Below are 20,703 nucleotides of genomic sequence, written 5' to 3'. Positions count from 1 at the left end.
GTGCCTGGAGCTGGAGCCTAAGCGGTTCGCTGATGTCAGCATGAGGCATCACCTATCGCCGGAGAGCGCTCATGAAAGTCGTCATAGCACCTGATTCATTCAAGGACAGCCTAAGCGCCGATGGCGTTGCACAAGCCATTGCGCTGGGGCTGGCTGAGGTGCTGCCTAACGCTGAATTGGTGCAATGCCCGATGGCCGATGGCGGCGAGGGAACCATGGAGGCGATTCTGGCGGCCCTGCACGGTGAGTGTCGTCACGCCGAGGTTAGAGGGCCTTTGGGTGTCGGGGTCAGCGCCCGTTGGGGATGGCTTGCGCAGACGCGAACCGCGGTCATTGAAATGGCCGAGGCGAGCGGCCTGCAACTGGTGGCCTTGGAGCAACGTGACGCATGTCTCAGCTCCAGCTATGGCACTGGGCAACTGATCCTTGATGCTCTGAATGCCGGGGCCGAAACAATCATCTTGACCATCGGTGGTAGCGCGACCAACGACGGCGGTGCGGGTATGCTCAATGCCTTGGGCGCGCGCTTCCAAGATGAAGGTGGAAGGGAGCTGACGCCAGGTGGCTTGGCTCTTTCTGGATTGTGTAGTATCGATTTGAGTGAGATGGATCCCCGTCTGCATAGTACCCGTTTCGAAGTGGCGGCTGATGTCGATAACCCCTTGTGCGGTGCCCACGGCGCTTCATTTACCTTTGGTCGGCAGAAGGGGGCAAGCAGCGAGCAGATCGAACAGCTGGATCAGGCATTGACCCATTTTGCCGATTGTTGCGCTGTCGTGCTTGCGCAGGATGTTCGCGACATTCCGGGCGCCGGGGCAGCCGGAGGCATGGGGTTTGCCGCGAAAGCGTTCCTGGGGGCCGGTTTTCGACCGGGCGTAGAAGTGGTGGCAAAATTGGTCGGGCTTGCCGATAAGATCAAGGGTGCAGACCTAGTCATCACCGGCGAAGGCCGTTGTGACGGTCAAACGTTGCGCGGCAAAACCCCCATGGGGGTAGCGCGTATTGCCCGTGAGCAAGGCGTACCTGTAGTGATTCTTGCCGGCACGCTCGGTGAGCGCTACGAGGCGCTGTATGAACACGGCGTCAACGCTGCTTTCGCATTGGTGTCAGGCCCCATGAGCCTCGCCGATGCGTGCCAGCAAGCACCTCGACTATTGCGCGAACGGGCGCGGGATATTGCTCGTCTCTGGCGGCTTGAATAGCTATTTGCGGCCTGCAGGCAACTGAGAGGGGTGAACCGTCCCACGCCTGAGCTCAGTTACTACCACCTGCGGGGCACCTACTCGCCACATTGAAAAGTTTCTCAGTCCTGCGGTGATCTTTGCTGCTTTTTAACGGATTAGTTTCAGGTTAATTGCTAGTGCATGTGCGCCTATCCTGTGTCTACGGCCTTAGATGCAATTAAGTCAGCCGTTGCAGTTTCTGCACCTGCGGCGGCCTGTGTAAACTCATCGCTCACGCCTCATGCTGTGTGGTTTGTAGTGATCCAACGCCAGGATGCGCTTGAGGTGAGCTCACACCATTTCTACTTTTTTACGGTCGTGCGAAGACGCTGATGACGAACCACATCTCGGGTCGCTCATCGTTCGGCCCCATTCCTACAGTTCGAGTATCGGCCCCAAAGCGATTCCTGGTTATGTGCCGCTTTGGCCGACCTTTGCGGAGCCTGAGAGGCTGCAATGGTTCGAAAGGGGCCACTCACGAATGACTGGTTTTGGCCCTTTGCTGCCTTTCGCCAACGACCGCTTTGGGCCGAAAACGGTTACTCACGAATGCTGCTTTTGGCCGTAAGCTCCTGTTGAAGGCAGACCCTATGTGTTGAAGGTGAACCAGCGATATCAGAACGGGACGAGGGAGGGTTGCGGAAATGATCGAAAAGATGCGGAAATGATTCAGATAGCGATAACTCCAAATCATGATTCCAAAAAACGACAACGCCCTGAATATTCAGGGCTTTGTCGGTACATAAGATGGCGGAGGCGATGGGATTCGAACTCATGGACCTGTTACAGTCGACGGTTTTCAAGTCCATGTCTAAAGCAAGTAATTCAATGGGTTATGGCCCTAAGTATTCCGCTTTGCTTGTGTGCAAACGTCGATCGGTACGGCCGCTAACGGCCAAAAGCGGACGCTGATGACAAGTCAGCTTCCGGCCAAAAACCGACGTTCGCAAGCGATCATTGACGGCCAGCAACGGACAGTGGACAGACTGATGGCGAAACAGTAGCGTCATGTTTTTCTAGGAATCTGAACCCATGTCATCGCCGCTGCACCTCTACAAGTACGAACGCTTTACCGCACAGTCGCTTCAGAACCTGAAGGACCAATTAATCTATTTCGGCTCCCCGCTCGCTTTCAACGACCCTTACGACTGCGCGCTTTCACCGCGCATCAAGAAGCCAACTGACGCCGATGTTGAGAAATTGCGAAGCCATTACTTAGCGAAACCCAAAATCGAAAGTGGCATTCGGCGAGAGTTCGAAAAAGCATCTCCTGCTGTGCTTAGGGATGTGCTCCTTCGCATAGGACAGGAAACCTTAGATGACATGATCAAAAGATTTCTGTCACAACGTGGGGTCAGCTGCTTTTCAGAGAAGAAGGACAACTTATTGATGTGGTCCCACTACGGGGATCATTGCAAAGGTTTCTGCCTGGAGTTTTCAACCTTGGCCGATCCATTTCACAAGATTAAGAAGGTTCACTATACACAAGACATGCCCATTCTCGACATCGTTCCGATCCTGTGCGGTGAAGATTCCGACCCTGTCTCCGATCTATATTGTACCAAAGCGATTGATTGGGCTTATGAGCACGAGTGGCGCGCTATTCATAGTCAAGCCGGCACGGCGTATCGATATCCTTCCGAAGCACTCACCGGCATCTACTTCGGCCCAGACATGCCCCTCACTGCGATTGAGATTATCGCGTTAGTTCTCGCAGGACAAAATGAACACGTCCAGCTCTGGCAAGGTTGTCGTAGCAAGTCTAACTTCTTAGTTGAATTTCAGCCGGTAAAATACATGTCACATCTGGAAGCAAAGCGGCTAGGATTACTGGGGACAGCAGGCACTTAATCGGCCACCAAAACTGCACCCTCGACCCATGTATTTTCATGCCCGCCCGGCATAGCAGGCTTCTTTCGGCCAAAAGGGGACCTTGGATGTATCTCGGATACCCGGGGCGTTCAGGGCGATGTAAGCAGAGTTAGAATATGGTTGGATTTGAGGAGTGGATATGAAAGTTGAATGGAAGGCCAACAAAAAACTGAAGCCGCAAATCATCCTAGATCGCCTAAAGGCCTGCTCATCTATCGACGCCGAAGGTAAAGTGTCTTTCAATGGCTTCGAAATGCATGAGCTTGGTTCCGTTCTTTTTACGATGATTGATTTTCATAAAACATTTAGTTATCACACCGCTAAGCGATTTTATAACCGAGCCTTGAACTCATGGGTGAAATCTGGGAGCAAATTAGCTGATGATTTTTTGAAAGCATTAAAGACAGAGGTGTTATCTTATAATAAGCAGGTGCCGAAGGAGTACGTGTTAGTAACTTCGATATCGATAGCCACGGGCTTTCCACTGCGAAGGATAGTGCTCGGTGATACGACTCTGGAATGTTACCCAGGCGGGCTTCCAAAAAAATATAAAACTCGAGAAGCATATAACGCTCGTTGGAATTTTGAATCTCCATCTCTACCAGATAGTTATTGTCCTGTTGTTGTAAGATTCAGGTCGAAAAATCATATGGATGGTGTAGAGCATGCGCTACATGAACTGGATTTCATAAGGGGAGTATTTTGTCTAGATATAAACCCTGCGTTTGAGATTGCCATCTCGATGCAGGCAATTCGAAGAGCGCCTATCAATAAGTTGACTTTAGGGGGAATGCACACGCTACACAACAAGGATGGCAGTCTAAGTGATAGCAATATTTTTTGGTACGACTCTAACTATACTGAGCGAAGATCATTAAATCTGACAGCTGGAAAAAAAACCCAATCGATAAATTTCTTCAGGTTTGTAACAGATAAACTCAAGCATCATAAGGATGCGCACATTATCAAAGACGCCATCATAAGATTTGTGCGTGCCTTTGACGAGACTGATAAAAACTCCTCTGTTCAACGGGGGTGGGCTGCTTTGGAGTCAGTAATGGCTCCAGGTGAAAATAATACGGATTTAGTCGTTGCGCGTTGCTCTTACCTTTATGGAGAACGTGAGTATCATCGACAAATATTAGAGCATGTAAAAGACTACCGTAATCGAAATGTACATATGGGGCAGTCTATCGACGATCCATCCCCTCATTGCTTCCAAATACAAAAATTCTTTCGGCAGGCGGTTATTTTTCACTTGGCTGAAGTGGGCAATTTTTCTGGATTGCAAGATGCTAATAAATTTTTAGACTCGTCAGCCTCGATAGAAGAGTTGATACGACAGCGAGATCTTATAGATAAAGCTATATTATTTATTAGCCCTGGATAAGCTAAATATGTATCGCATCATTCGGCCGACATTATTCATCTATTACTCGACTAATCATAAACACTATATATAACTTATGAACATGCTGAGTCGCCCATAGATTTCTAGACGCCTTCAACTGGCTCCTTTTGGCCGTTGGTGGTCGATTGCGAGCATCCGATTGACTACGGCGATCGACTGAATACGATTCAGAAGGAGGCATCGACGCGAAAAGTACCTGAGAGCGACCCGCGCATGACGCTGGTAAAGAAATTACAATTGGGGCAAGAGAACCTAAATATTCCTCCTCTAATAAAAATCAAAGATTAATATTTAAACCATGATCTAGCATCAGTTGCTCTACTGCGACGCTTCCACCCTCAACAGACTCCAACGCTCGCAGAACACTGGCCAACTCATTGCTGTGCTTAATCTGGTCATTTGCTGATGCCATCCTAACAATTTCATTGGCTTGTTTGTAGGTAGGGTCGACTTCCTGCATAACTTGCCTGATGGTTCGACCATATGTATTTGCTTCAGCAAAGCTACGAGAGGTTGAATATATGGTAATTAGCCGATCCAACATCGCTGAAGGAGTGACAAGCCAATCAACTTTTTCCAGCTCGTCAAATGTTGCAAACCTAATTCTTTTTTCTGCTGCGGCAATTAATTCGGGTGGGAGAGCGTCTAGTAAAAAAAACCAATCTAAATCAACAAATAATTTCTGTGGTGCGTTTTGTATAAATGTCAAAATCCTTAACTGCTCCGCCTTGGGAAGGGCACTCCATAAACCCAATTTGGCGAGCCGTGCTACGATTATCACTGCGCCGGATATTTCCTCTTCCGTGCGCATGCGTTCAACTGTTTGTCTGACGCAATCTTCGAAGAATCTTTCCCACAAGTTAGGGTGGATAATTTTAATTGCCGATAAAGCAAGTACGCACTTATTAAATTTTGCGGATTCTTCTCCCCCAAAGGCGGTTTTTACAAAAACTTTTAGTAAATTGTTGTAGAGAGACTCTCTTGGCCGTTTCAAAGGCCCGGCCTCGAATAACGTAACAACGTCTTCTAGATTGCTCGGGAAAAATTTAGAATCTACATCACTCAAAACTCGCGCCAGTGCTACCTTTCCTTGCGATGCAGGTCTGGAAAGTATGGAATTTACAGAGTTGAATATATGCAATCTTGCCAGTTCCGCCGACGCGGAGAATACTTGGTTGTCAGAAACCTGTGAGGGATGAGCACATCTATTGCGATCCTCTACCAAGCGAACAATATCTAGATATTCAATAGGAGAGATTAGCTCGAACTTGTCCTTCGCCATCAATGGAAGTTCTTTTTCAAAAGCTAAGGCTCCCGGAAGGTTGTGAGTTTTCTGTATAGTCTCAAATCTCGCAATTTCAACTTGGGCCTCCTTATCTCCGGAAGCTGATAGCTCTCTTATTTTGTCCACCAAATCGAAAGCAACTGCGATCCAACAAGCTACCACTGACGAGCGATACGCACCTGCCTTATAACATTTTACGGCTTCTTCGATATATAGGCGCGAGCGAGGGTCCTCGCAACTCAATATTAACTCATCCAGATCGCTGAGCATTTTTTTCCTTATTTATTATCTGTTAGATGACAAGTGCACAATTTCTATCCGCTATATATTTTTTTAGCTTTGAGAAAATGCATTCGAAGCTTTTGCTGGTCTGGTCGCAGATATTATTGGCATTCTCTACTGAGAGCAACGGCGTTTGACTATCACCGCAGCCCCGCCAAGGACTTGCTGCGTATGCAAATCCCTTGCTAAGGATAGGTCCGGCCAATGTGTAGAAACGACTTTATGGTGAATGGCCGTTTCTGGCCGGAAGCAGTAGTTCCCGGATGTCCGCTATTGGCCGAAAGCGGCCATTGCCAAGAAACGCAATGAATATTGGCAGTCGTTAGGGGGTTGGAGTTCGAATCTCTCCTTCACCGCCACATTCAGTAAACACAAACCCCTGATTTTCCTAGAGAAAGTCGGGGGTTTGTGGTTTTTGGCATCGGAAAAATGGCCATATGGGACAGATTTGGGACAGATGCGCTATTTTGGTGCGGACTCTTGTGCCTTCCATCTTGATTGACCGTGACGTTGTACTTCCACTACTGACCAGTGAGCGGCCGATAATAGGCTGCAAGCGGTTGACCTTCGCGCATGCTCCATCTGCCGCCCAGGAATAACGTAGGTAGGGCGTTATCTAATGTCTGACCAAACACTTTGAATTTTTGGGAGCGCCCGACATCACTTGATCATCATCAAAGGAGGTCTCGTGACTCAGTCCGATATGTATGTCATTGATTACCAACTCCACGGGGAACCAAAGAGTTTCGTCATCAGAGCGAAGCTGATGAACAATGCGGAGGCATGGCAGTGGGCGAGCTGTGACGCTGGTCTTGCGCCTATTCCCAAGCCAGGCCGTGCCTCGTTGAAACGTTTTTCCAAGCCTATGGCCGAACGTTTCGGTGTGACGAATGTGCAATGGCGCGCATCCGTGTCGCTGGCCTGGGACTAAGGTCATGGAATAGGATCGATTAACTCAGACCAGCGCTAAATCTTAAGGAAGATACAGATGCCAAGGAAGACAGACCCCCATGTCATTACAGCCGACGCGCTCACATTGCTGCTGCACAACCAGCATGCGCTGGGCGCCGCAATAGAGGAGATCACTCAGTGGATCTCGGGAGCGGGTGCAGATGACGTTGCTGATAACGCCATCGTGGCTTTGGAAACGCTAGACGCAAATGCTAACGCGATCACCGAAGCGATCATGCGTTTAAGACAGTGCTAAAAAATTGCCGCTTTCGAGCGAACGGTTAACCTAGATCTATCGAGCGTTAACCGAAAACAGTTTGAGAGCTGTGATCTTCTAGCTTTGCTGGCTGTCTATGACGTGCGGGACGCACCATGGGAGTGACTCACAGGGATCAAGCCCTGCGTCTAGGTGATAACGCGTATCTAGCCGTACCATCGATTACTGCCGGGATTAATCCCGCGCACTCTGAGTCTTTGATAAGTTGTCTCATCACTTCCACGTCAGCCGTGTTGCCCACATTTTCTTGCATGAAGTGCTTGCTGATAAGGTAACGGCCGCAACCGTCACAGGCGATGTTCTGCCAATCGCCCACCTCATATTTGAGCACCGCGTTTTCCCAACAGATCCAGCACATACATTTCATAAAACTTCTCCTAGCTGGCTCATGGATTGCCCCAGAAAGAAGCTGGTTCAATGCAGAGGGTCGACTGGCATAACCGTCGGTCTGGTACGGGTGTGGATGCAGAATTCGCCAATTATGACGTATTGCGGCTATTGGCCACTAGTGAATATAACGCCGTTTATGTTCAACAGGCCCCCACACCGTGCACCGGTGTGGGGGCCTTTTTTGCGCCGGCGGCAACCACTGGCCCCGGTGCTGGTCTACCATTGCCTAACTTTCTGGTCGATGCGTCGGCCGCCTCCAACAGGAACGCTGCTCCATGTCATACGCCTATGAAGGCCTGGCCACCGTCACCGTGCTGGCACTGTACTTGGGCCAGCCACCGAAGGATCTCACCACGCTGGAATTGAATGTGCGTGTACATAACGCCGGATCGGGACGGTTTCGCATTGAGTTCGACCGTTACCTGCACGGTCCAAAGGAGGCGAACGCCTTGCGGGTGATCTTGCCGGGGGGGTTGTTGCTGCAAGGCCCGATCGCCGAGGGGCGCAATGAGCCGGCCGGTGGCTGGTTGTTGATCGAGGCGGAGCAATACGACCTTGCGCTCGAGCAGCCTGCGAGCCTCAATGGCTGGAGATGGGAATGAGCAGCGAGACCGAAGCCTTCACAGCGCTGAACCTGCCGCAAGCGGTGCAGGCCCAGGTCCTGAAACTCCTCGCCCAGATCGGCCGTGCGCAGACAGCCGATGATCTGTTTCGCGCCAGTGATCGTGCCGAAGGTTTTGTCTTAGGGCTGGAAACCGCCAAGGCGCTCAACGCCGGCAGTCTCGAGGTCTTATATAAGGCGTTCGACGACGCTGCTACAGCTCGGCGCCTGGAGCATGCACAGTGATCGGCGAAGGCATTCACGAAGAGGTGTTGCGCGCCCTGATTGGACAACACGCCGTGCGCGAATGCCTGGTGGCCAAGATTGGTGGCGGCCCCGATTGGGGCCTGTCGAGTCGCCTGGGCGGCAGTGGCGCACGCTGGGTGCCGGTACGCTCGCGGCGTGAGCGATTGCGCACCTGGGCGAGCTTGACGGCCGTAGGGCGCTTTGCTGAAAACGTGGGTATCAAAAAATTTAGTGTGGAGCTGTGACCGGCGAACGCTGTAAGGCTATTTTCTTCAGACCTACGTCCGTCTGCCTTTGCTTGAAATACGTGCTTCAGGTGGCCGAATTCTTTCCGCAATTTCTTTTGAGGTCCTGGTTTCACTACTCTAAAACGAACAGAGAATTTGTACGGTGCGGAAAAGTAACCACTATAAAGCTCTGATTTATAAGGGAAAAATAACGGACTTAAAATCCCCCGCTCGTAAGGGCGTGCCGGTTCGATTCCGGCTTCGGGCACCATAAATATCAAGGGCTTGCATGACATATTTCATGCAAGCCCTTATTTATTGTGCAATGGAAATGTTTTCCACGCTCCTGACTGGCCATTCCGTCACCGTCTGGTGTTTGGAAATCCACTCCTTTCTTCAGCGTCGACTGCATCCATCAGCGAGTAAGCGTTTCCGGCGCCACCACCCACACACTACAAGGCATTTTGTACAACAGATGCTCGACCGTACTGCCAACCAGTCGGGCGATTCCTCGATGGGTGACGCGGCCCATTACGATCACATCGATGTCGTAAGCATCGGCATAGCTGGAAAGCACCTTGGCGGGATCGCCCACAATCATGTGCTGGTTCTCTGCCGGAATATTGTTACGTTCAGCCAGCGCCTGGAAAGCTTCGCCTTGGGCCTCGAACAGTTTCTTGGCTGCGCTGGAAGAAAAGATCGCGGACGCGTTATTGAAGCCGAATTCGGCAGCGCTGATCGATGACAGGTCGTGGGCATAAATCACGTCCAGGCTGCCATTGCAGACACTGGCCAGTCTTGCTGCTTCGCGCAGGATCCGATCGTTGAGGCCCTGGTATTGGCCATCACGATGGAAGGGGTCGACCGCCGCGACGATTCGGCGCGGCAGAGCGTTTTGAGCGTGGCTGACAAAATGCAGCGGCACCGGGCATTCGCGCAACAGGTGGATGTCCAGCGGGGTGAACATCAGTCGCGACAGAACTGATTCGTGCTCCAGAGCCTTTATAAGGACAGCCATCGGCTGTTCTTTCAAATGAATGAGGATTTCCTTCAAAGGATTGTCCACCCAGACGACCTCGGTGGTGACGGTCACTCCGATCTTGCGCAACGGCCGGGCCTGGTCTTCGAGCCATTGATGATGGCGTTCGACATAGCCCAGGCGCATCTGCTCCAGGGCTTGCTCGTTGACCATTCCTGCGGTCGCCAGGCCCTCCAGATAATCAAACGCGACAATATGCAGTGCGGCATCCGACGCTTTGGCCAGTGCGGCGGCGCGGTCGAACGCCGGACTGTTTTTCATCAGCGGCGACACGACCAGCATGAAACGCGATTGCTCAGACATGACAGAACTCCCGAGGGTAGTCACCCAGGCATTGCGCTGCATGCCTGGAAACAGTGAGTAGTGGGGCATGCGCTTATCGTGGAGCGAGCCAGCAGGGCGGGGTTGATATTTATCAACCAGACATCAGCGCGTGGCCGTGAGCGGATATACGGTCGGGCAATACCACTGATCCTCGGATAGTTGACCATTATCAACTAAGACCCCGCCGTCCCGGCTCAAGCTCTGCCTTGCACTCACACGCCGGCGGAGGGAAAGCCATCATGGCCACCATGAAAGCCGCAATATTCGTTGAAAAAAATCGCATCGTGCTCGATGACAAGCCGATTCCCGAGGTCGGGCCGCTGGATGCGTTGATCCGCGTGACCACCACCACCATTTGCGGCACCGACGTGCATATCCTGCGCGGCGAATACCCAGTGGCCAGAGGACTGACCATCGGCCACGAACCGGTCGGCATCATTGAGCGATTGGGCTCGCAAGTACTCGGTTTTGTCGAAGGGCAGCGGGTGATCGCCGGGGCCATCACCCCCAGCGGGCACAGTTACGCGTGCCTGTGTGGCTGCGGCTCGCAGGACGGCCCCGACACCCGGCACGGCTTCAAGGCCATCGGCGGCTGGAAGTTTGGCAACACGATCGACGGTTGCCAGGCCGAGTACGTGTTGGTGCCGGATGCACAGGCCAACCTGTGCCCGATCCCCGATCAGTTGAGCGATGAACAGGTGCTGATGTGCCCGGACATCATGTCCACCGGGTTCTCGGGGGCGGAGCGGGGCGAGATCGCCATCGGCGACGCTGTCGCGGTGTTTGCATTGGGCCCGATCGGCCTCTGTGCCGTGGCCGGAGCACGGCTGAAGGGCGCCACCACGATTATCGGTGTCGACGCGGTGGCCGAACGCATGGCCATGGCGCGCCAGCTGGGCGCGACCCATACCGTCAATTTCAAGGACGGCAATGTGGTGGAACAGATCATGGCATTGACCGATGGCCGTGGCGTGGATGTGTCCATCGAAGCGCTGGGCACCCAAGGCACGTTCGAGTCGGCATTGCGGGTGCTGCGCCCGGGCGGGCGTTTGTCCAGCCTCGGGGTGTATTCCAGCGATCTGCACATCCCGCTCGGCGCGTTTGCCGCCGGATTGGGCGATTACAGCATCGTTTCCACCCTGTGTCCGGGCGGCAAGGAACGCATGCGTCGACTGATGGCCGTGGTGCAGAGCGGCGCCGTCGATCTGTCACCGCTGGTGACTCACCGTTTCAGACTGGACGACATCGAGCAGGCGTATGAGTTGTTCGCTCATCAACGCGACGGGGTCATGAAAGTCGCAATCACTCCTTGAAAGCACCTTGGCGTGCCGCTGAAACCGGGGTTTCCATGAACATCAAGATCACTGAAAAACACGCTCCCCACGGCTGGGTCGTGCACATGGATGACTGGGATGTGGGCTTCATGAGCCTCAAGGCTGCGCAGGAATTTGTCGAGGTGCTTGAGGCCCGTATCAACGCCCCTCACGAGTGGCCGAATGCGTTTGCCCAGCCGTTGCCAGCAAGGCCGGTAACGGCTCGCCGCATCAGCGCAAGCGTTGAATGCTCGCCATAAACCGAGTGCAGCAGGGTGCGCAAATCCTGCGGGACGCTACCCATCATGAATGAGGTTTTTGATCTGTCCGGCGCCGCTGCGGCGTTGGGGATCGGCATGCTCATCGGTCTTGAGCGTGAACGGCACAAGGGCACTGGCGATGCGCGACACTGCGCCGGCTTGCGCACGTTCGCCATTACCGCGCTGTTGGGGTATGTCGCGCTACAGGTCGGCGGTGGCCTGCTGCTGGGGATCGTCGCCGGCTGTGTCACGTTGCTGACCAGCGTTGCGTACTGGCGTAGTCAAAGCGACGACCCTGGGCTGACCAGCGAGGTGGCGTTGATCACCGTGCTGATCCTGGGCGCGTTGTGCGCAACCGCGCCGGCGCTGGCCATTGCCCTTGGCGTGGTGATCGCGGGCCTTTTGGCGTATCGCCAGGCGCTGCATCACTTTGCCAACAGCCAGTTGTCCGAAACGGAAATGCGTGATGGCCTGATCCTGCTGATCGCAGCGCTGGTGATACTGCCTTTGGCACCGGACCGATATATCGGCCCGTACGCCGCGATCAATCTGCGCACCATTTGTACCGTGACGGTGTTGCTGATGCTGGTCGGCGCGTTCGGCCACATTGCCGTGCGCGCCCTGGGCTCGCGCTATGGCTACGTCATCAGCGCGATTGCATCCGGCTTCGCCTCCAGTACCGTGACGATCGCGACCATGGGCCAACGCCTTGCCCATGAGCCGGACAACATCCGCATCCTCAGCGCGGCGGCGATTTTTTCCAATCTCGCGACGGTGATACAGATCGGCCTGATCCTGACGATGGTTGATGCGGATCTGCTGAACAGTTTATGGGCGCCACTGCTCTTCGGCTTGATCGCTACGATGTTGTACGGCGCCTGCCTGATGTTCCCCGACCCCACGCGAGGGAGCCGCAGCAAGCCGGTCGACACGGCAGGAGCGTTCAATCTGAAACTCGCGGTCATCGTGACACTGACCCTTACCGGCATCACATTCGTCTCCTCGGCCATGCTCAGCCACTTTGGTCAGGCAGGCTTGTGGCTGACCGCAATGCTTTCGGGCTTTGCCGATGCGCACTCTGCCACAGCGTCCATCGCCAGCCTGGCCAAGGCGGGCCAGGTGCCTTATGACTCGATAGCGGTGCCAGCGCTGATTGCCGTCAGCAGTAACTCGGTGAGCAAATGCGTGGTGGCGTGGGTCAGCGGCGGCAGGCGTTTCGCTGCCTGCGTGATCCCGGGCCAGGTATTGCTGACCTTGGCCATGTGGGCGGGCACTGTGCTGTTTTGAGCGCGATCGGTGCTCTTGCTGATAAAGATCAAGCTGCCAATGGCCACAGCATTCACCCTGAAGTCTGTTTCTCCTGGCTGGCCGCATGCCGAGGTATCCCATGTCACAGACTCCGCGTTTACTGTTGATCGCTCCTTCAGCCATGGAGCGCACGCCGGCGTTCGAGCGCGCGGCTGCACTGGCCCAGGCCATGCAGTTGCCGCTGCACATCGTGGCCTTCGACTACTTGCAGGCGCTGGCCGTGGCAGGGCTGTTTGCCCCCGAGCAGATCCGCCTCGCCCGCGATGGTTATCTGCGCACTCACCGGCAGTGGCTCGCAGAGCAGGCTTCATTGCTGGCGAGGCATCAGATCATGGTCACCAGCGAAGTGATGTGGGTCCAGGATCCCTTCGCCGAGATCCTGCAGTTCATCAACGAAATGCCGTTGCTATTGATCATCAAGGATGTGCAGCACGAGTCCGTCCTGGAGCGTATTTTCTACACCCCGCTGGACTGGCAACTGTTGCGCGATTGCCCGGTGCCGGTGCATCTGGTGACCGACGACACCCATCCGCGCCTGCGCCGTGTCCTGGCCATCGTCGATGTCTTGCGCAGCGAAGAGCAGGACTGCCTGTTCAACGATCAGATCATTGATGCCGCCGCCCAACTCGCCGCGCAGTGCGATGCCGGTCTTGATGTGGTGCATGTTTACGACTGGACGGCGGTTTACGCCACGGACATGGGGTTCGGCGCATTGCCGCTGGCCACCGGGATTCATGAAGCGCTGGGCACTGCGCAGCATGAGGCATTTACGGCCTTGGCCGAGCGCCACGGCGTGCCGGTCTCATGCCGGCACTTCATCGAGGGCGCACCGGTGCGCAGTATCTGCGGGTTCGCCATCGACAAGCAGATTGACGTCATTGTCATGGGCACAGTGCAGCACCACGGCTTGAGCAAGTTGTTAGGCACCACCGCCGAACAGCTGCTGCATCGGGCACCTTGCAGTGTGTTGGCGATCAAGCCGCAACCCACGCTGCAATCCTGAAACACGATCGCCCCGAGGTGCGTCGTTGGCCGACTCACCTCGGGGCGATTCATTTACAGGTCAAGACGATGAATGACCTGGCGTGCGTCGTCCGGATCATTGTGGGTCTCGAAGCCCAGGCTTTTGGCCAGATCGCGCATCGCCGCGTTACTGGCGGCATCGACCGAGTACATCTGGCGGAATCCGTTGCGGCGGGCTGCCTTGATCAGATGCTCCATCAGCAACGTGCCCAAGCCCAGGTGCTGCCATTCATCGGCGACCGTCACCGCGCATTCGCATTGATGGGCGCCTGTGCCGGCATAGCGGCTGATGCCGATTTCGATCAACTTGCCGTTCTCGTGAACCAGTGCAATGAAGGCGGTGCGCTGTTTGTTATCGGTGTCCATCAACTGGTCTAGCAGAGCGGTGCCGGGTTCGCTGATCTGGGCGAGAAAACGCATGTGCCTGGATTCGGGCGACAGGCGCTTGATGAAGTCGTATTCGCGCAGGCGATCCTTCTCCGTGAGGGGCCGGATCAATACATGGCGGCCGTCCTTGAGCGCCTCAATCCAGTATTGTCCGGCGACCGCCGCATAAGCGGCCACGGCCTGATCGTTGTGGTCTTTGACGGTGAGCATGATCATTCTCCATCCGGTTCGAGAGGCTGGCGGGCGGTTGGAAAACCGTCCGCTTGCCTTCCTTCTACGCGGTTGCCCACGGCGACATCTGATCTACATCAGACGCCTCTTTCATTGACCCGGGCTTGATGTAAATCAACGCCGGGCAAGGGCGAGCGGGCGCAGTCTTGAAGCCTGCCGGCCCACCGCGCCGGTGCCGAGCGGAGGTGTGTGATGGGCCAATATGAACGTCTGTTGCTGGTCGCCGACCAGACGCTGCATCAATCGGCGGCGATGCTGCGTGCCATCGCGCTGGCCAAGGCGAGCGGGGCGGCGCTGGATGTGCGGGCCTTTGTTTCGCCGGTGCCGATCACCCATCTGTGGGAGGAAAAAATCGATGACGTGGATGCTCAGCGCTATCAGCGGCGCTACCGTCGCTGGGTGGCCGATGAGCTCGAACAGCTCAGCAACCAGGGGCTGGACGGCACGGTTGATGTGGTCTTTTCCAGCCATCCGCTGCTGGACATCCTCAAGACCGTCCATGTGCTCAAGCCCGACCTGTTGATCAAGGATGTGCGACTGGAACCGGCGCTCAAGCGCGTGTTCATCACGCCGCTCGATTGTCACCTGCTGCGTGAGTGTCCGATTCCGGTGCATCTGGTCAATCAGATTCGCTATGCGTTGCCGCATCGTGTCGTGGCAGCCGTGGACCCGTTCGATCCGGATACCCAAATCAGTGGCTTGAACGACGTGATCATACGGTCGGCGAACGCTTTGGCGGTGCAATGCGACGTGCCGTTGCACCTGCTCTGCGCCTACGATTTGTCCGCTGCCTTCAACGGCGAAGCGCCAGTGGTCAACGGTGGCTGGAACGAAGATTTGGCGAACGAACTGCGTCAGACACTGCATCAGGCTTTTGTCGCCCTTGCCGATCGCCACGGCGTGCCCCCTGAGCGTCGACACTTCGTCATGGGCCATCCAGTGCAGGTCATCAATGAGTTCGTCGAGCAGTACCTGGCCGACGTGGTGGTGATGGGCACGGTTCATCGCGTGGGCATCGAACGCGTGATCGGCAGCACCACCGAGCGCGCCTTGTATTCGGTGCCGGGGAGCATTCTGGCGGTGAGGAAAGAGCCTGTGCGGTGAGCATGATCGCAGCGTAGCGAGCCAGCCTGTTCGCTGGCCCGCTAGGGTATTGCATAGATCCTGAAGAGCTTCTTGGCGGCACTGCCGGCGCCGCCCAGATGTTTGTCGAATGCCTGTTCAATTTCGCCGGATCGGTACATTTCACTCAGCGCCGTGTCGACCAGCAGACGGAAATCCTCATCCTCTCGATCCACTGCCATCGCCGTCGGTGCGTACTCGAAAATCCGCTCCAGCAGCACCAGGTTGCCCGATGGATAATTTCTGGTCAGCAGATGCTTGAGCAGCATGCGTTCCGCGAAAAACGCATCGGCTTTGCCATCGGCAACCAGATTCAGACCGGCTTCTGCGTTCTCTACCGTGACCAGCGTGGCTACCACACCCAGCAATCGCATCTGCTGTTGTATCCACGTCTCCGTGACCCCGCCGGCGATGGCGGCATAGGTCTGGTTGGCCAGACCACGGTTCACCGTGGCTCGCCACATTGGGCCGGTATGGGCCACTTTGCCATTCAGCACATTAAGCAAGGTTTCGGACGCATCCTGGCGCACCACAGCCGAGAGGCCAGCGGTGTAAATCGGCACCGAGTAGCTGACGATCCTGCGCCGCGCCAGCGTGGGTGGGGTCGGCGTACAAAGAATGTCGATCTTGCCGGAACTGACGGCGTTCATCTCGTCGTTGAGCGAGACCGGTTGGTACTGGATTTTCAACGTCGGCACATTCAGATCGATCCTGATCTTCTCGGCTATTTTCAGACAGAGATCGATGGCATAACCGCTGGCTTTATCGGCGTCCTGATCACTGAACGGCATGAAGTCAGGCACGTAGCCAAGGGTGATCGCTTGACTGGCACGGATGCGCTCCAGCGTGTTGCCATGGGTCACTACCGGTAGCAGCGCAAGGACGCAGGCGAGCAGCAGGTGGTGGGCTCTGATCAGTTTCACGTTCATGCGCGCGGTTCCTCGAATTCAGATATCTGTGCTGTACCGAAGACTTCGATCAAGGGTTATCAGGCCGGGGGCCGACAGGCGCAGGGGCATCGACAAAACGTTTGGCAAGGAAACCGTAAAGCAGGTAGCCGAACACCAGGACCAGGATGCCGCCGAACACCGCGTCCTTGCCGCAGGCATACAGCGCATACAACGAATAGGCCACGGCAACCACTAACAGCAGGGTATTGCGCGTGTATACGGCGGCGCTGACTCTGGCTTTGTACATCATCACCAGCAGCCCGGTGGCTGCCGTCACATAGGGAATCAGGTTGGTCACCGCCGCGAGGCTGACAAGTTTTCCAAACTGCGCGCTCGCGTTCGGCGAAATGGTCGACAGCGCCATAAAGGTCTGCAGGACGCCGCAGACCAGCATCCCGACGATGGGGGCGTTGCGTGCGCTGACCTTGCTGAACAGTTTCGGAAACATGCCCTGATCAGCGGTCACCTTGGCCGTTTGCGCCAAGGTGAACTGCCAGCCCAGCAGCGAGCCGACACAGGCCATCACCGCGAGCGCCATGATGATGTTGCCGACCAGGGGATTGAACATGTGCGCATAAACGAGCGCGAAAGGCGCTGACGAGTTGGCCAGTTCGGCGTTGGGAATAATGCCCTGAATGACCGTCGTCGATAGCACATAGACCACCGCTGCGCCCAATGTACCGAACAGACAGGCCAGCGGTACGGTGCGCTTGGGGTTTTCCACCGCATCTGAGGCCTGGGCTGCCGACTCCATGCCGAGAAACGCCCAGAGCGTGAGGGGAATCGCTTTGCTGATGGCCTCGGATATCGGCAATTGGTTCGGGTTCCAGGCGGCGATGATCAGCTCCGGTTTGAACCAGAACCAACCGATGATGCTCAAGCCCGCTACAGGAATGATCACCCCCCACACCGTAACCGCGCCAATCCTGCCGGTGATGCCTGGGCCGCCGAAATTCGCCACGGTGGTCAGCCAGAGCAGGCCGACCGTTCCAACGAATAAAGGAATGGCGCCGCTTCCCAGCCAGGGCATGAACGACGTCATGTAGCCCACTGCCGAAATGGCCACCGCCACGTTGGCGATGGCCAGCGACAGGAAGTACAGGTAAGAGCACAGAAAAAAGCCTGACTTTGCATGCGCCTCTTCGGTGTAGGCGGATAGCCCGCCTGAGCGCAGGCAGAAGATGCCGCATTGGGAAAAGCAGTACGCGATAGCCATCGAGCCGACAGCGGTGACGATCCATGACAGCAATGAAACAGCCCCGAGTTGGGCCATGCTCGTCGGCAGCATGATGATGCCTGAGCCCATCATGTTCACCGTCACCAGTGTGGTGAGCCCCATGAGGCTCATTTTCTTGCTTGAGTCGGCCATCGGAGTTCCCTCGATTTGCGCAACGCGTCACCGCTCAGCCAACGCACAAGGTTTTGCCGGCATCGGCGGTACGCAGCTTTTCAAGCGACGTTCAACGGTTGGAAAGACAGGTGATTTCAAGTGCATCGAAACAGCGCGCCCATCGCTTCGATATGGCTTGCCCGAGGGATGGCGAAGGCATGGCAGGAACTCATGGACGGGCTCAATGACTCTGGCGGTTGCAGCCCGACACCATTTGCTTGAGGCCGTCCATGTTGCGGATTCTCACGTCGCGCGCGGTGATTTCCACCAAACCCTGATCGCGCAAGTGGGCAATGCCGCGGCAAATGGTTTCCAGACGCAGCCCAAGGTAGGAGCCGATTTCTTCGCGGCGCATTTTCAGCACGAACTCTTTCGAGGAATAGCCACGGGAGCTGAGGCGTTGTGAGAGGTTGAGCAGGAAAGCCGCCAGGCGCTCATCGGAGTTCATGTTGCCCATGAGCATCAACATGCTGTGGTCGCGCACGATTTCCCGGCTCAGCAGCTTGTTGAGGTTGTGCTGCAGGGATGGCAGGCTTTGCGCGAGTTTTTCCAGCTGTGCGAAGTGAATAGGACAGACTTCGCTGTCTTCCAGCGCATACGCAGTACACGCGTGTTGATCGATGCTGATGGCGTCCAGCCCGAGCATTTCGCCGGGAATATGAAAACCGGTCACTTGCTCGCGGCCATCGACGGAGACCACGCTGGTCTTGAACGAGCCTATTCGCACTGCGTACAGCGAGCGTAGCGGGTCCCCGGTCCGGTAGAGCGCGGCACCTTTCTTCACCTTGTATCGCTGCACGATCAGCGTGTCGAGCCGCTCGACCTCCGGGCCCGTCAAACCAAGCGGCAGGCATAACTCGACCACACTGCAGTTGGAACAGGCAGTTTTGAGAATCGGCGGGGGCGAGTGGGCTTCAAGCATGGATTAGCAGCCTCCAATGAGTGTGATAAGCATAGAAGTCTTCGCAGCGCATGTACTTTTCGTTTGGCGTGTCAGCGTGATTACGGACGAACGGCGGGGAGGGAACTCACAGAAGCGTCGGGCTCTTCGCCGCTCTTGTATTGCAGGGTTAATGGGGAGACTTGATGCATATCAAGCGTGGCGGTTGGCAGAGTTGCAGAATCGTCCGATGGCGCTGACTGGAAACACTCGTGATGTTCAGGCTCAAACGCATTCTGTTGATCGCACCTGCCGAAATGACCCGCACCCCGGCGTTTGATCGCGCCCAGGCACTTGCTCGGGCCAGTGGCGCGTTGCTGCACATCGTGGCGTTCGATCATGTCCAGTCCCTGGCGTTGGCCGGCCTGATCGACCACGACGCCATGGCGCAAGCGCGTGAAGGCTATTTGCAGATGCATCGCCAGTGGCTGGAACAGCAGGCCCGGTTTCAACGTGGCGCTGGCGTGCAAGTCAGCACCGAAGTGGTCTGGGCCAGGGCCACGCCGGCGCATGTGCTTGAGTACATCAATGACTTTCATGTCGATCTGGTGATCAAGGACGCTCACCATGTTTCAGCGCTCAATCAAACGTTTCACCAGCCGTTGGACTGGCTATTGGTACGTGATTGTTCCGCCTGCGTGCATCTGGTCACCGAGGCCGCACATCCGAAACCCTTGAAGATGCTGGCGGCCATTGACCTGTCGCATCTCGAGGATCTGACCCAAGGGCTCAATGACCGGATACTTCGCGTTGCATCGACATTGGCAGCTAAATGCGATGCGTCGCTGCACTTGTTGAATGTGAGCAATTGGTCAGTGGTGGGTGATGCGGCGATGAGCGTGCCGAACTTGATCCTGGACCACAGCTTGTGCGATGCGATCAACGACACTCAGCAAGAAGCGTTCGATACGCTGGCCGAGCGCTATGGTCTGGATGAAGAACATAGCCACCTGCTCTCAGGTGTCCCGTACCGGGTGATCGAAGACTTCGCCCGGCAGCACGCGTTCGACCTGCTGGTGCTCGGTATCTGTCACCATCAAGCGCTCGACGGCTTCATCGGCGGCACGGCCGAATGCCTGATGAACCGGGTTCCTTGCAGTTTGATGATGGTCAAGGCAATGCCTGCCACAGCCTGACCGGTCATCGCAGCAGTTGATGGTAATCGGTTGGGGATAATCCATCAGTGACTGCGCCCGCCGTGTGCGTATTGCCATTGTTGCCAGGCGTGCCGATATTTCTCATCGGCGCGTTTCCTCGCTTCAGTGAACTTGTGCATGGTGTCTGTAGAAAACGGCTCTTCAAGGACGGCATAGGCCCGTTCGCTGAGCCGATCGGCTTCGTGAAACAGTGCGCCACTGTCATCGATCGCGTCGGGGACATTGGCGGTTGTCATGGCTGAATCATGGATGACCATATCGTGAACCTCGCAAAGCAAGAATGAGGGTGGGTTGCGGACCTGTCACCCTGTGGCCGCATCTGTAACTTTCACGCGTTCGAGCAGCTTGTGACTGTCCCTGATCCGAGATGCGGGCGCAGCCGAGTCATGAATCTATTTCGATCCAGTTTGTCGTCGCAGCGATTGATCCAGATCAATGTCGCTCGCCAGTTTCATCGCCGCTTTGTCGGTTTTCCAGGCGCTTGCGCAAGGGTG

General features: G+C 55.6%; 21 protein-coding genes. 14 read left to right on the top strand and 7 right to left on the bottom strand.

What is annotated here, in order from left to right; genetic code table 11:
* Window positions 1-71: 71 nt before the first annotated feature.
* From D8U82_RS16070 to D8U82_RS16060, 3 genes are all read left to right on the top strand, one after another.
* Window positions 72-1,202 (top strand): glycerate kinase, encoded by a 1,131-nt coding sequence (locus D8U82_RS16070; RefSeq protein WP_130887833.1) that lies wholly within the window; start codon window positions 72-74, stop codon window positions 1,200-1,202.
* A gap of 1,053 nt (window positions 1,203-2,255) precedes the next feature.
* A complete protein-coding gene (locus tag D8U82_RS16065; RefSeq protein WP_130887834.1) occupies window positions 2,256-3,074 on the top strand; it encodes a DUF2971 domain-containing protein in 819 nt (272 codons plus the stop codon).
* Between the two features lie 160 nt (window positions 3,075-3,234).
* Window positions 3,235-4,485, top strand: coding sequence for a hypothetical protein (locus tag D8U82_RS16060; protein ID WP_130887835.1), 1,251 nt, complete (start codon window positions 3,235-3,237; stop codon window positions 4,483-4,485).
* Between the two features lie 298 nt (window positions 4,486-4,783).
* On the opposite strand, the gene D8U82_RS16055 is transcribed toward D8U82_RS16060, so the two are convergent.
* Window positions 4,784-6,061, bottom strand: a complete 1,278-nt coding sequence (locus D8U82_RS16055; protein ID WP_130887836.1) for a hypothetical protein — start codon at window positions 6,059-6,061, stop codon at window positions 4,784-4,786.
* Between the two features lie 700 nt (window positions 6,062-6,761).
* Here D8U82_RS16055 and D8U82_RS16050 point away from each other — a divergent pair.
* From D8U82_RS16050 to D8U82_RS16030, 5 genes are all read left to right on the top strand, one after another.
* Window positions 6,762-7,004, top strand: coding sequence for a DUF6555 family protein (locus D8U82_RS16050; RefSeq protein ID WP_130887837.1), 243 nt, complete (start codon window positions 6,762-6,764; stop codon window positions 7,002-7,004).
* A 57-nt stretch (window positions 7,005-7,061) separates the two neighbouring features.
* A complete protein-coding gene (locus D8U82_RS16045) occupies window positions 7,062-7,280 on the top strand; it encodes a hypothetical protein (protein ID WP_130887838.1) in 219 nt (72 codons plus the stop codon).
* 686 nt (window positions 7,281-7,966) lie between these two features.
* Window positions 7,967-8,293 carry a hypothetical protein gene (locus D8U82_RS16040; RefSeq protein ID WP_130887839.1) on the top strand — a complete coding sequence of 109 codons (327 nt, stop codon included), beginning with the start codon at window positions 7,967-7,969 and terminating at the stop codon, window positions 8,291-8,293.
* Window positions 8,290-8,538 carry a hypothetical protein gene (locus tag D8U82_RS16035; protein WP_130887840.1) on the top strand — a complete coding sequence of 83 codons (249 nt, stop codon included), beginning with the start codon at window positions 8,290-8,292 and terminating at the stop codon, window positions 8,536-8,538. The genes D8U82_RS16040 and D8U82_RS16035 overlap by 4 nt, the downstream gene beginning before the upstream one ends.
* Window positions 8,535-8,783: a hypothetical protein gene (locus tag D8U82_RS16030; protein WP_130887841.1), complete on the top strand. Its 249-nt coding sequence runs from the start codon at window positions 8,535-8,537 to the stop codon at window positions 8,781-8,783. Before D8U82_RS16035 ends, D8U82_RS16030 begins: the two co-directional genes overlap by 4 nt.
* A gap of 397 nt (window positions 8,784-9,180) precedes the next feature.
* On the opposite strand, the gene D8U82_RS16020 is transcribed toward D8U82_RS16030, so the two are convergent.
* Window positions 9,181-10,107: a universal stress protein gene (locus D8U82_RS16020; RefSeq protein ID WP_130888117.1), complete on the bottom strand. Its 927-nt coding sequence runs from the start codon at window positions 10,105-10,107 to the stop codon at window positions 9,181-9,183.
* A 260-nt stretch (window positions 10,108-10,367) separates the two neighbouring features.
* Between D8U82_RS16020 and D8U82_RS16015 the strand changes: the two genes are divergently transcribed.
* The 4 genes from D8U82_RS16015 (at window position 10,368) to D8U82_RS16000 (ending at window position 14,012) form a co-directional block, all read left to right on the top strand.
* Window positions 10,368-11,441, top strand: coding sequence for an NAD(P)-dependent alcohol dehydrogenase (locus D8U82_RS16015; protein ID WP_130888079.1), 1,074 nt, complete (start codon window positions 10,368-10,370; stop codon window positions 11,439-11,441).
* Window positions 11,442-11,476: 35 nt separating this feature from the next.
* Window positions 11,477-11,701: a hypothetical protein gene (locus D8U82_RS16010; protein WP_122610501.1), complete on the top strand. Its 225-nt coding sequence runs from the start codon at window positions 11,477-11,479 to the stop codon at window positions 11,699-11,701.
* Window positions 11,702-11,746: 45 nt separating this feature from the next.
* Entirely contained in the window at window positions 11,747-12,988 is a 1,242-nt protein-coding gene (locus D8U82_RS16005) for a DUF4010 domain-containing protein (RefSeq protein WP_130888080.1), read from the top strand.
* Window positions 12,989-13,088: 100 nt separating this feature from the next.
* Complete coding sequence (locus tag D8U82_RS16000; protein ID WP_130888081.1) at window positions 13,089-14,012, top strand: universal stress protein; 924 nt, start codon at window positions 13,089-13,091, stop codon at window positions 14,010-14,012.
* 53 nt (window positions 14,013-14,065) lie between these two features.
* Here the strand turns inward: D8U82_RS16000 and D8U82_RS15995 are convergent, their stop codons facing one another.
* The gene (locus tag D8U82_RS15995) at window positions 14,066-14,629 is read right to left on the bottom strand and encodes a GNAT family N-acetyltransferase (protein ID WP_024012773.1); all 564 of its coding nucleotides are present in this window, start codon (window positions 14,627-14,629) and stop codon (window positions 14,066-14,068) included.
* Between the two features lie 213 nt (window positions 14,630-14,842).
* Here D8U82_RS15995 and D8U82_RS15990 point away from each other — a divergent pair, with 213 nt between their 5' ends.
* The gene (locus D8U82_RS15990; RefSeq protein WP_130902520.1) at window positions 14,843-15,754 is read left to right on the top strand and encodes a universal stress protein; all 912 of its coding nucleotides are present in this window, start codon (window positions 14,843-14,845) and stop codon (window positions 15,752-15,754) included.
* 41 nt (window positions 15,755-15,795) lie between these two features.
* On the opposite strand, the gene D8U82_RS15985 is transcribed toward D8U82_RS15990, so the two are convergent.
* From D8U82_RS15985 to fnr, 3 genes are all read right to left on the bottom strand, one after another.
* Window positions 15,796-16,701 (bottom strand): amino acid ABC transporter substrate-binding protein, encoded by a 906-nt coding sequence (locus D8U82_RS15985; protein WP_130902519.1) that lies wholly within the window; start codon window positions 16,699-16,701, stop codon window positions 15,796-15,798.
* Between the two features lie 49 nt (window positions 16,702-16,750).
* Window positions 16,751-18,091, bottom strand: coding sequence for a putrescine-ornithine antiporter (gene potE, locus D8U82_RS15980; RefSeq protein WP_130902518.1), 1,341 nt, complete (start codon window positions 18,089-18,091; stop codon window positions 16,751-16,753).
* A gap of 202 nt (window positions 18,092-18,293) precedes the next feature.
* Window positions 18,294-19,034, bottom strand: coding sequence for a fumarate/nitrate reduction transcriptional regulator Fnr (gene fnr / locus D8U82_RS15975; RefSeq protein ID WP_125926795.1), 741 nt, complete (start codon window positions 19,032-19,034; stop codon window positions 18,294-18,296).
* A 233-nt stretch (window positions 19,035-19,267) separates the two neighbouring features.
* On the opposite strand from fnr, the gene D8U82_RS15970 reads away from it, so the two are divergent.
* Entirely contained in the window at window positions 19,268-20,188 is a 921-nt protein-coding gene (locus tag D8U82_RS15970; protein WP_130902517.1) for a universal stress protein, read from the top strand.
* A gap of 44 nt (window positions 20,189-20,232) precedes the next feature.
* Here D8U82_RS15970 and D8U82_RS15965 read toward each other — a convergent pair whose 3' ends face one another.
* The gene (locus D8U82_RS15965; RefSeq protein ID WP_224787233.1) at window positions 20,233-20,445 is read right to left on the bottom strand and encodes a hypothetical protein; all 213 of its coding nucleotides are present in this window, start codon (window positions 20,443-20,445) and stop codon (window positions 20,233-20,235) included.
* Window positions 20,446-20,703: the final 258 nt, after the last annotated feature.

It is taken from the genome of Pseudomonas sp. Sample_23, assembly GCF_004307595.1.
Lineage (GTDB): Bacteria > Pseudomonadota > Gammaproteobacteria > Pseudomonadales > Pseudomonadaceae > Aquipseudomonas > Aquipseudomonas atacamensis.
This window is presented reverse-complemented; position numbering and strand designations above follow the sequence as displayed.

Bases quoted from the DNA above. Each gene is read 5' to 3' on its own strand.
- D8U82_RS16070 (WP_130887833.1), top strand. From the start codon at position 72: ATGAAAGTCGTCATAGCACCTGATTCATTCAAGGACAGCCTAAGCGCC.
- D8U82_RS16065 (WP_130887834.1), top strand. From the start codon at position 2,256: ATGTCATCGCCGCTGCACCTCTACAAGTACGAACGCTTTACCGCACAG.
- D8U82_RS16060 (WP_130887835.1), top strand. From the start codon at position 3,235: ATGAAAGTTGAATGGAAGGCCAACAAAAAACTGAAGCCGCAAATCATC.
- D8U82_RS16055 (WP_130887836.1), bottom strand. From the start codon at position 6,061: ATGCTCAGCGATCTGGATGAGTTAATATTGAGTTGCGAGGACCCTCGC.
- D8U82_RS16045 (WP_130887838.1), top strand. From the start codon at position 7,062: ATGCCAAGGAAGACAGACCCCCATGTCATTACAGCCGACGCGCTCACA.
- D8U82_RS16040 (WP_130887839.1), top strand. From the start codon at position 7,967: ATGTCATACGCCTATGAAGGCCTGGCCACCGTCACCGTGCTGGCACTG.
- D8U82_RS16035 (WP_130887840.1), top strand. From the start codon at position 8,290: ATGAGCAGCGAGACCGAAGCCTTCACAGCGCTGAACCTGCCGCAAGCG.
- D8U82_RS16020 (WP_130888117.1), bottom strand. From the start codon at position 10,107: ATGTCTGAGCAATCGCGTTTCATGCTGGTCGTGTCGCCGCTGATGAAA.
- D8U82_RS16015 (WP_130888079.1), top strand. From the start codon at position 10,368: ATGGCCACCATGAAAGCCGCAATATTCGTTGAAAAAAATCGCATCGTG.
- D8U82_RS16010 (WP_122610501.1), top strand. From the start codon at position 11,477: ATGAACATCAAGATCACTGAAAAACACGCTCCCCACGGCTGGGTCGTG.
- D8U82_RS16005 (WP_130888080.1), top strand. From the start codon at position 11,747: ATGAATGAGGTTTTTGATCTGTCCGGCGCCGCTGCGGCGTTGGGGATC.
- D8U82_RS16000 (WP_130888081.1), top strand. From the start codon at position 13,089: ATGTCACAGACTCCGCGTTTACTGTTGATCGCTCCTTCAGCCATGGAG.
- D8U82_RS15995 (WP_024012773.1), bottom strand. From the start codon at position 14,629: ATGCTCACCGTCAAAGACCACAACGATCAGGCCGTGGCCGCTTATGCG.
- D8U82_RS15990 (WP_130902520.1), top strand. From the start codon at position 14,843: ATGGGCCAATATGAACGTCTGTTGCTGGTCGCCGACCAGACGCTGCAT.
- D8U82_RS15985 (WP_130902519.1), bottom strand. From the start codon at position 16,701: ATGAACGTGAAACTGATCAGAGCCCACCACCTGCTGCTCGCCTGCGTC.
- potE (WP_130902518.1), bottom strand. From the start codon at position 18,091: ATGGCCGACTCAAGCAAGAAAATGAGCCTCATGGGGCTCACCACACTG.
- fnr (WP_125926795.1), bottom strand. From the start codon at position 19,034: ATGCTTGAAGCCCACTCGCCCCCGCCGATTCTCAAAACTGCCTGTTCC.
- D8U82_RS15970 (WP_130902517.1), top strand. From the start codon at position 19,268: ATGTTCAGGCTCAAACGCATTCTGTTGATCGCACCTGCCGAAATGACC.
- D8U82_RS15965 (WP_224787233.1), bottom strand. From the start codon at position 20,445: ATGACAACCGCCAATGTCCCCGACGCGATCGATGACAGTGGCGCACTG.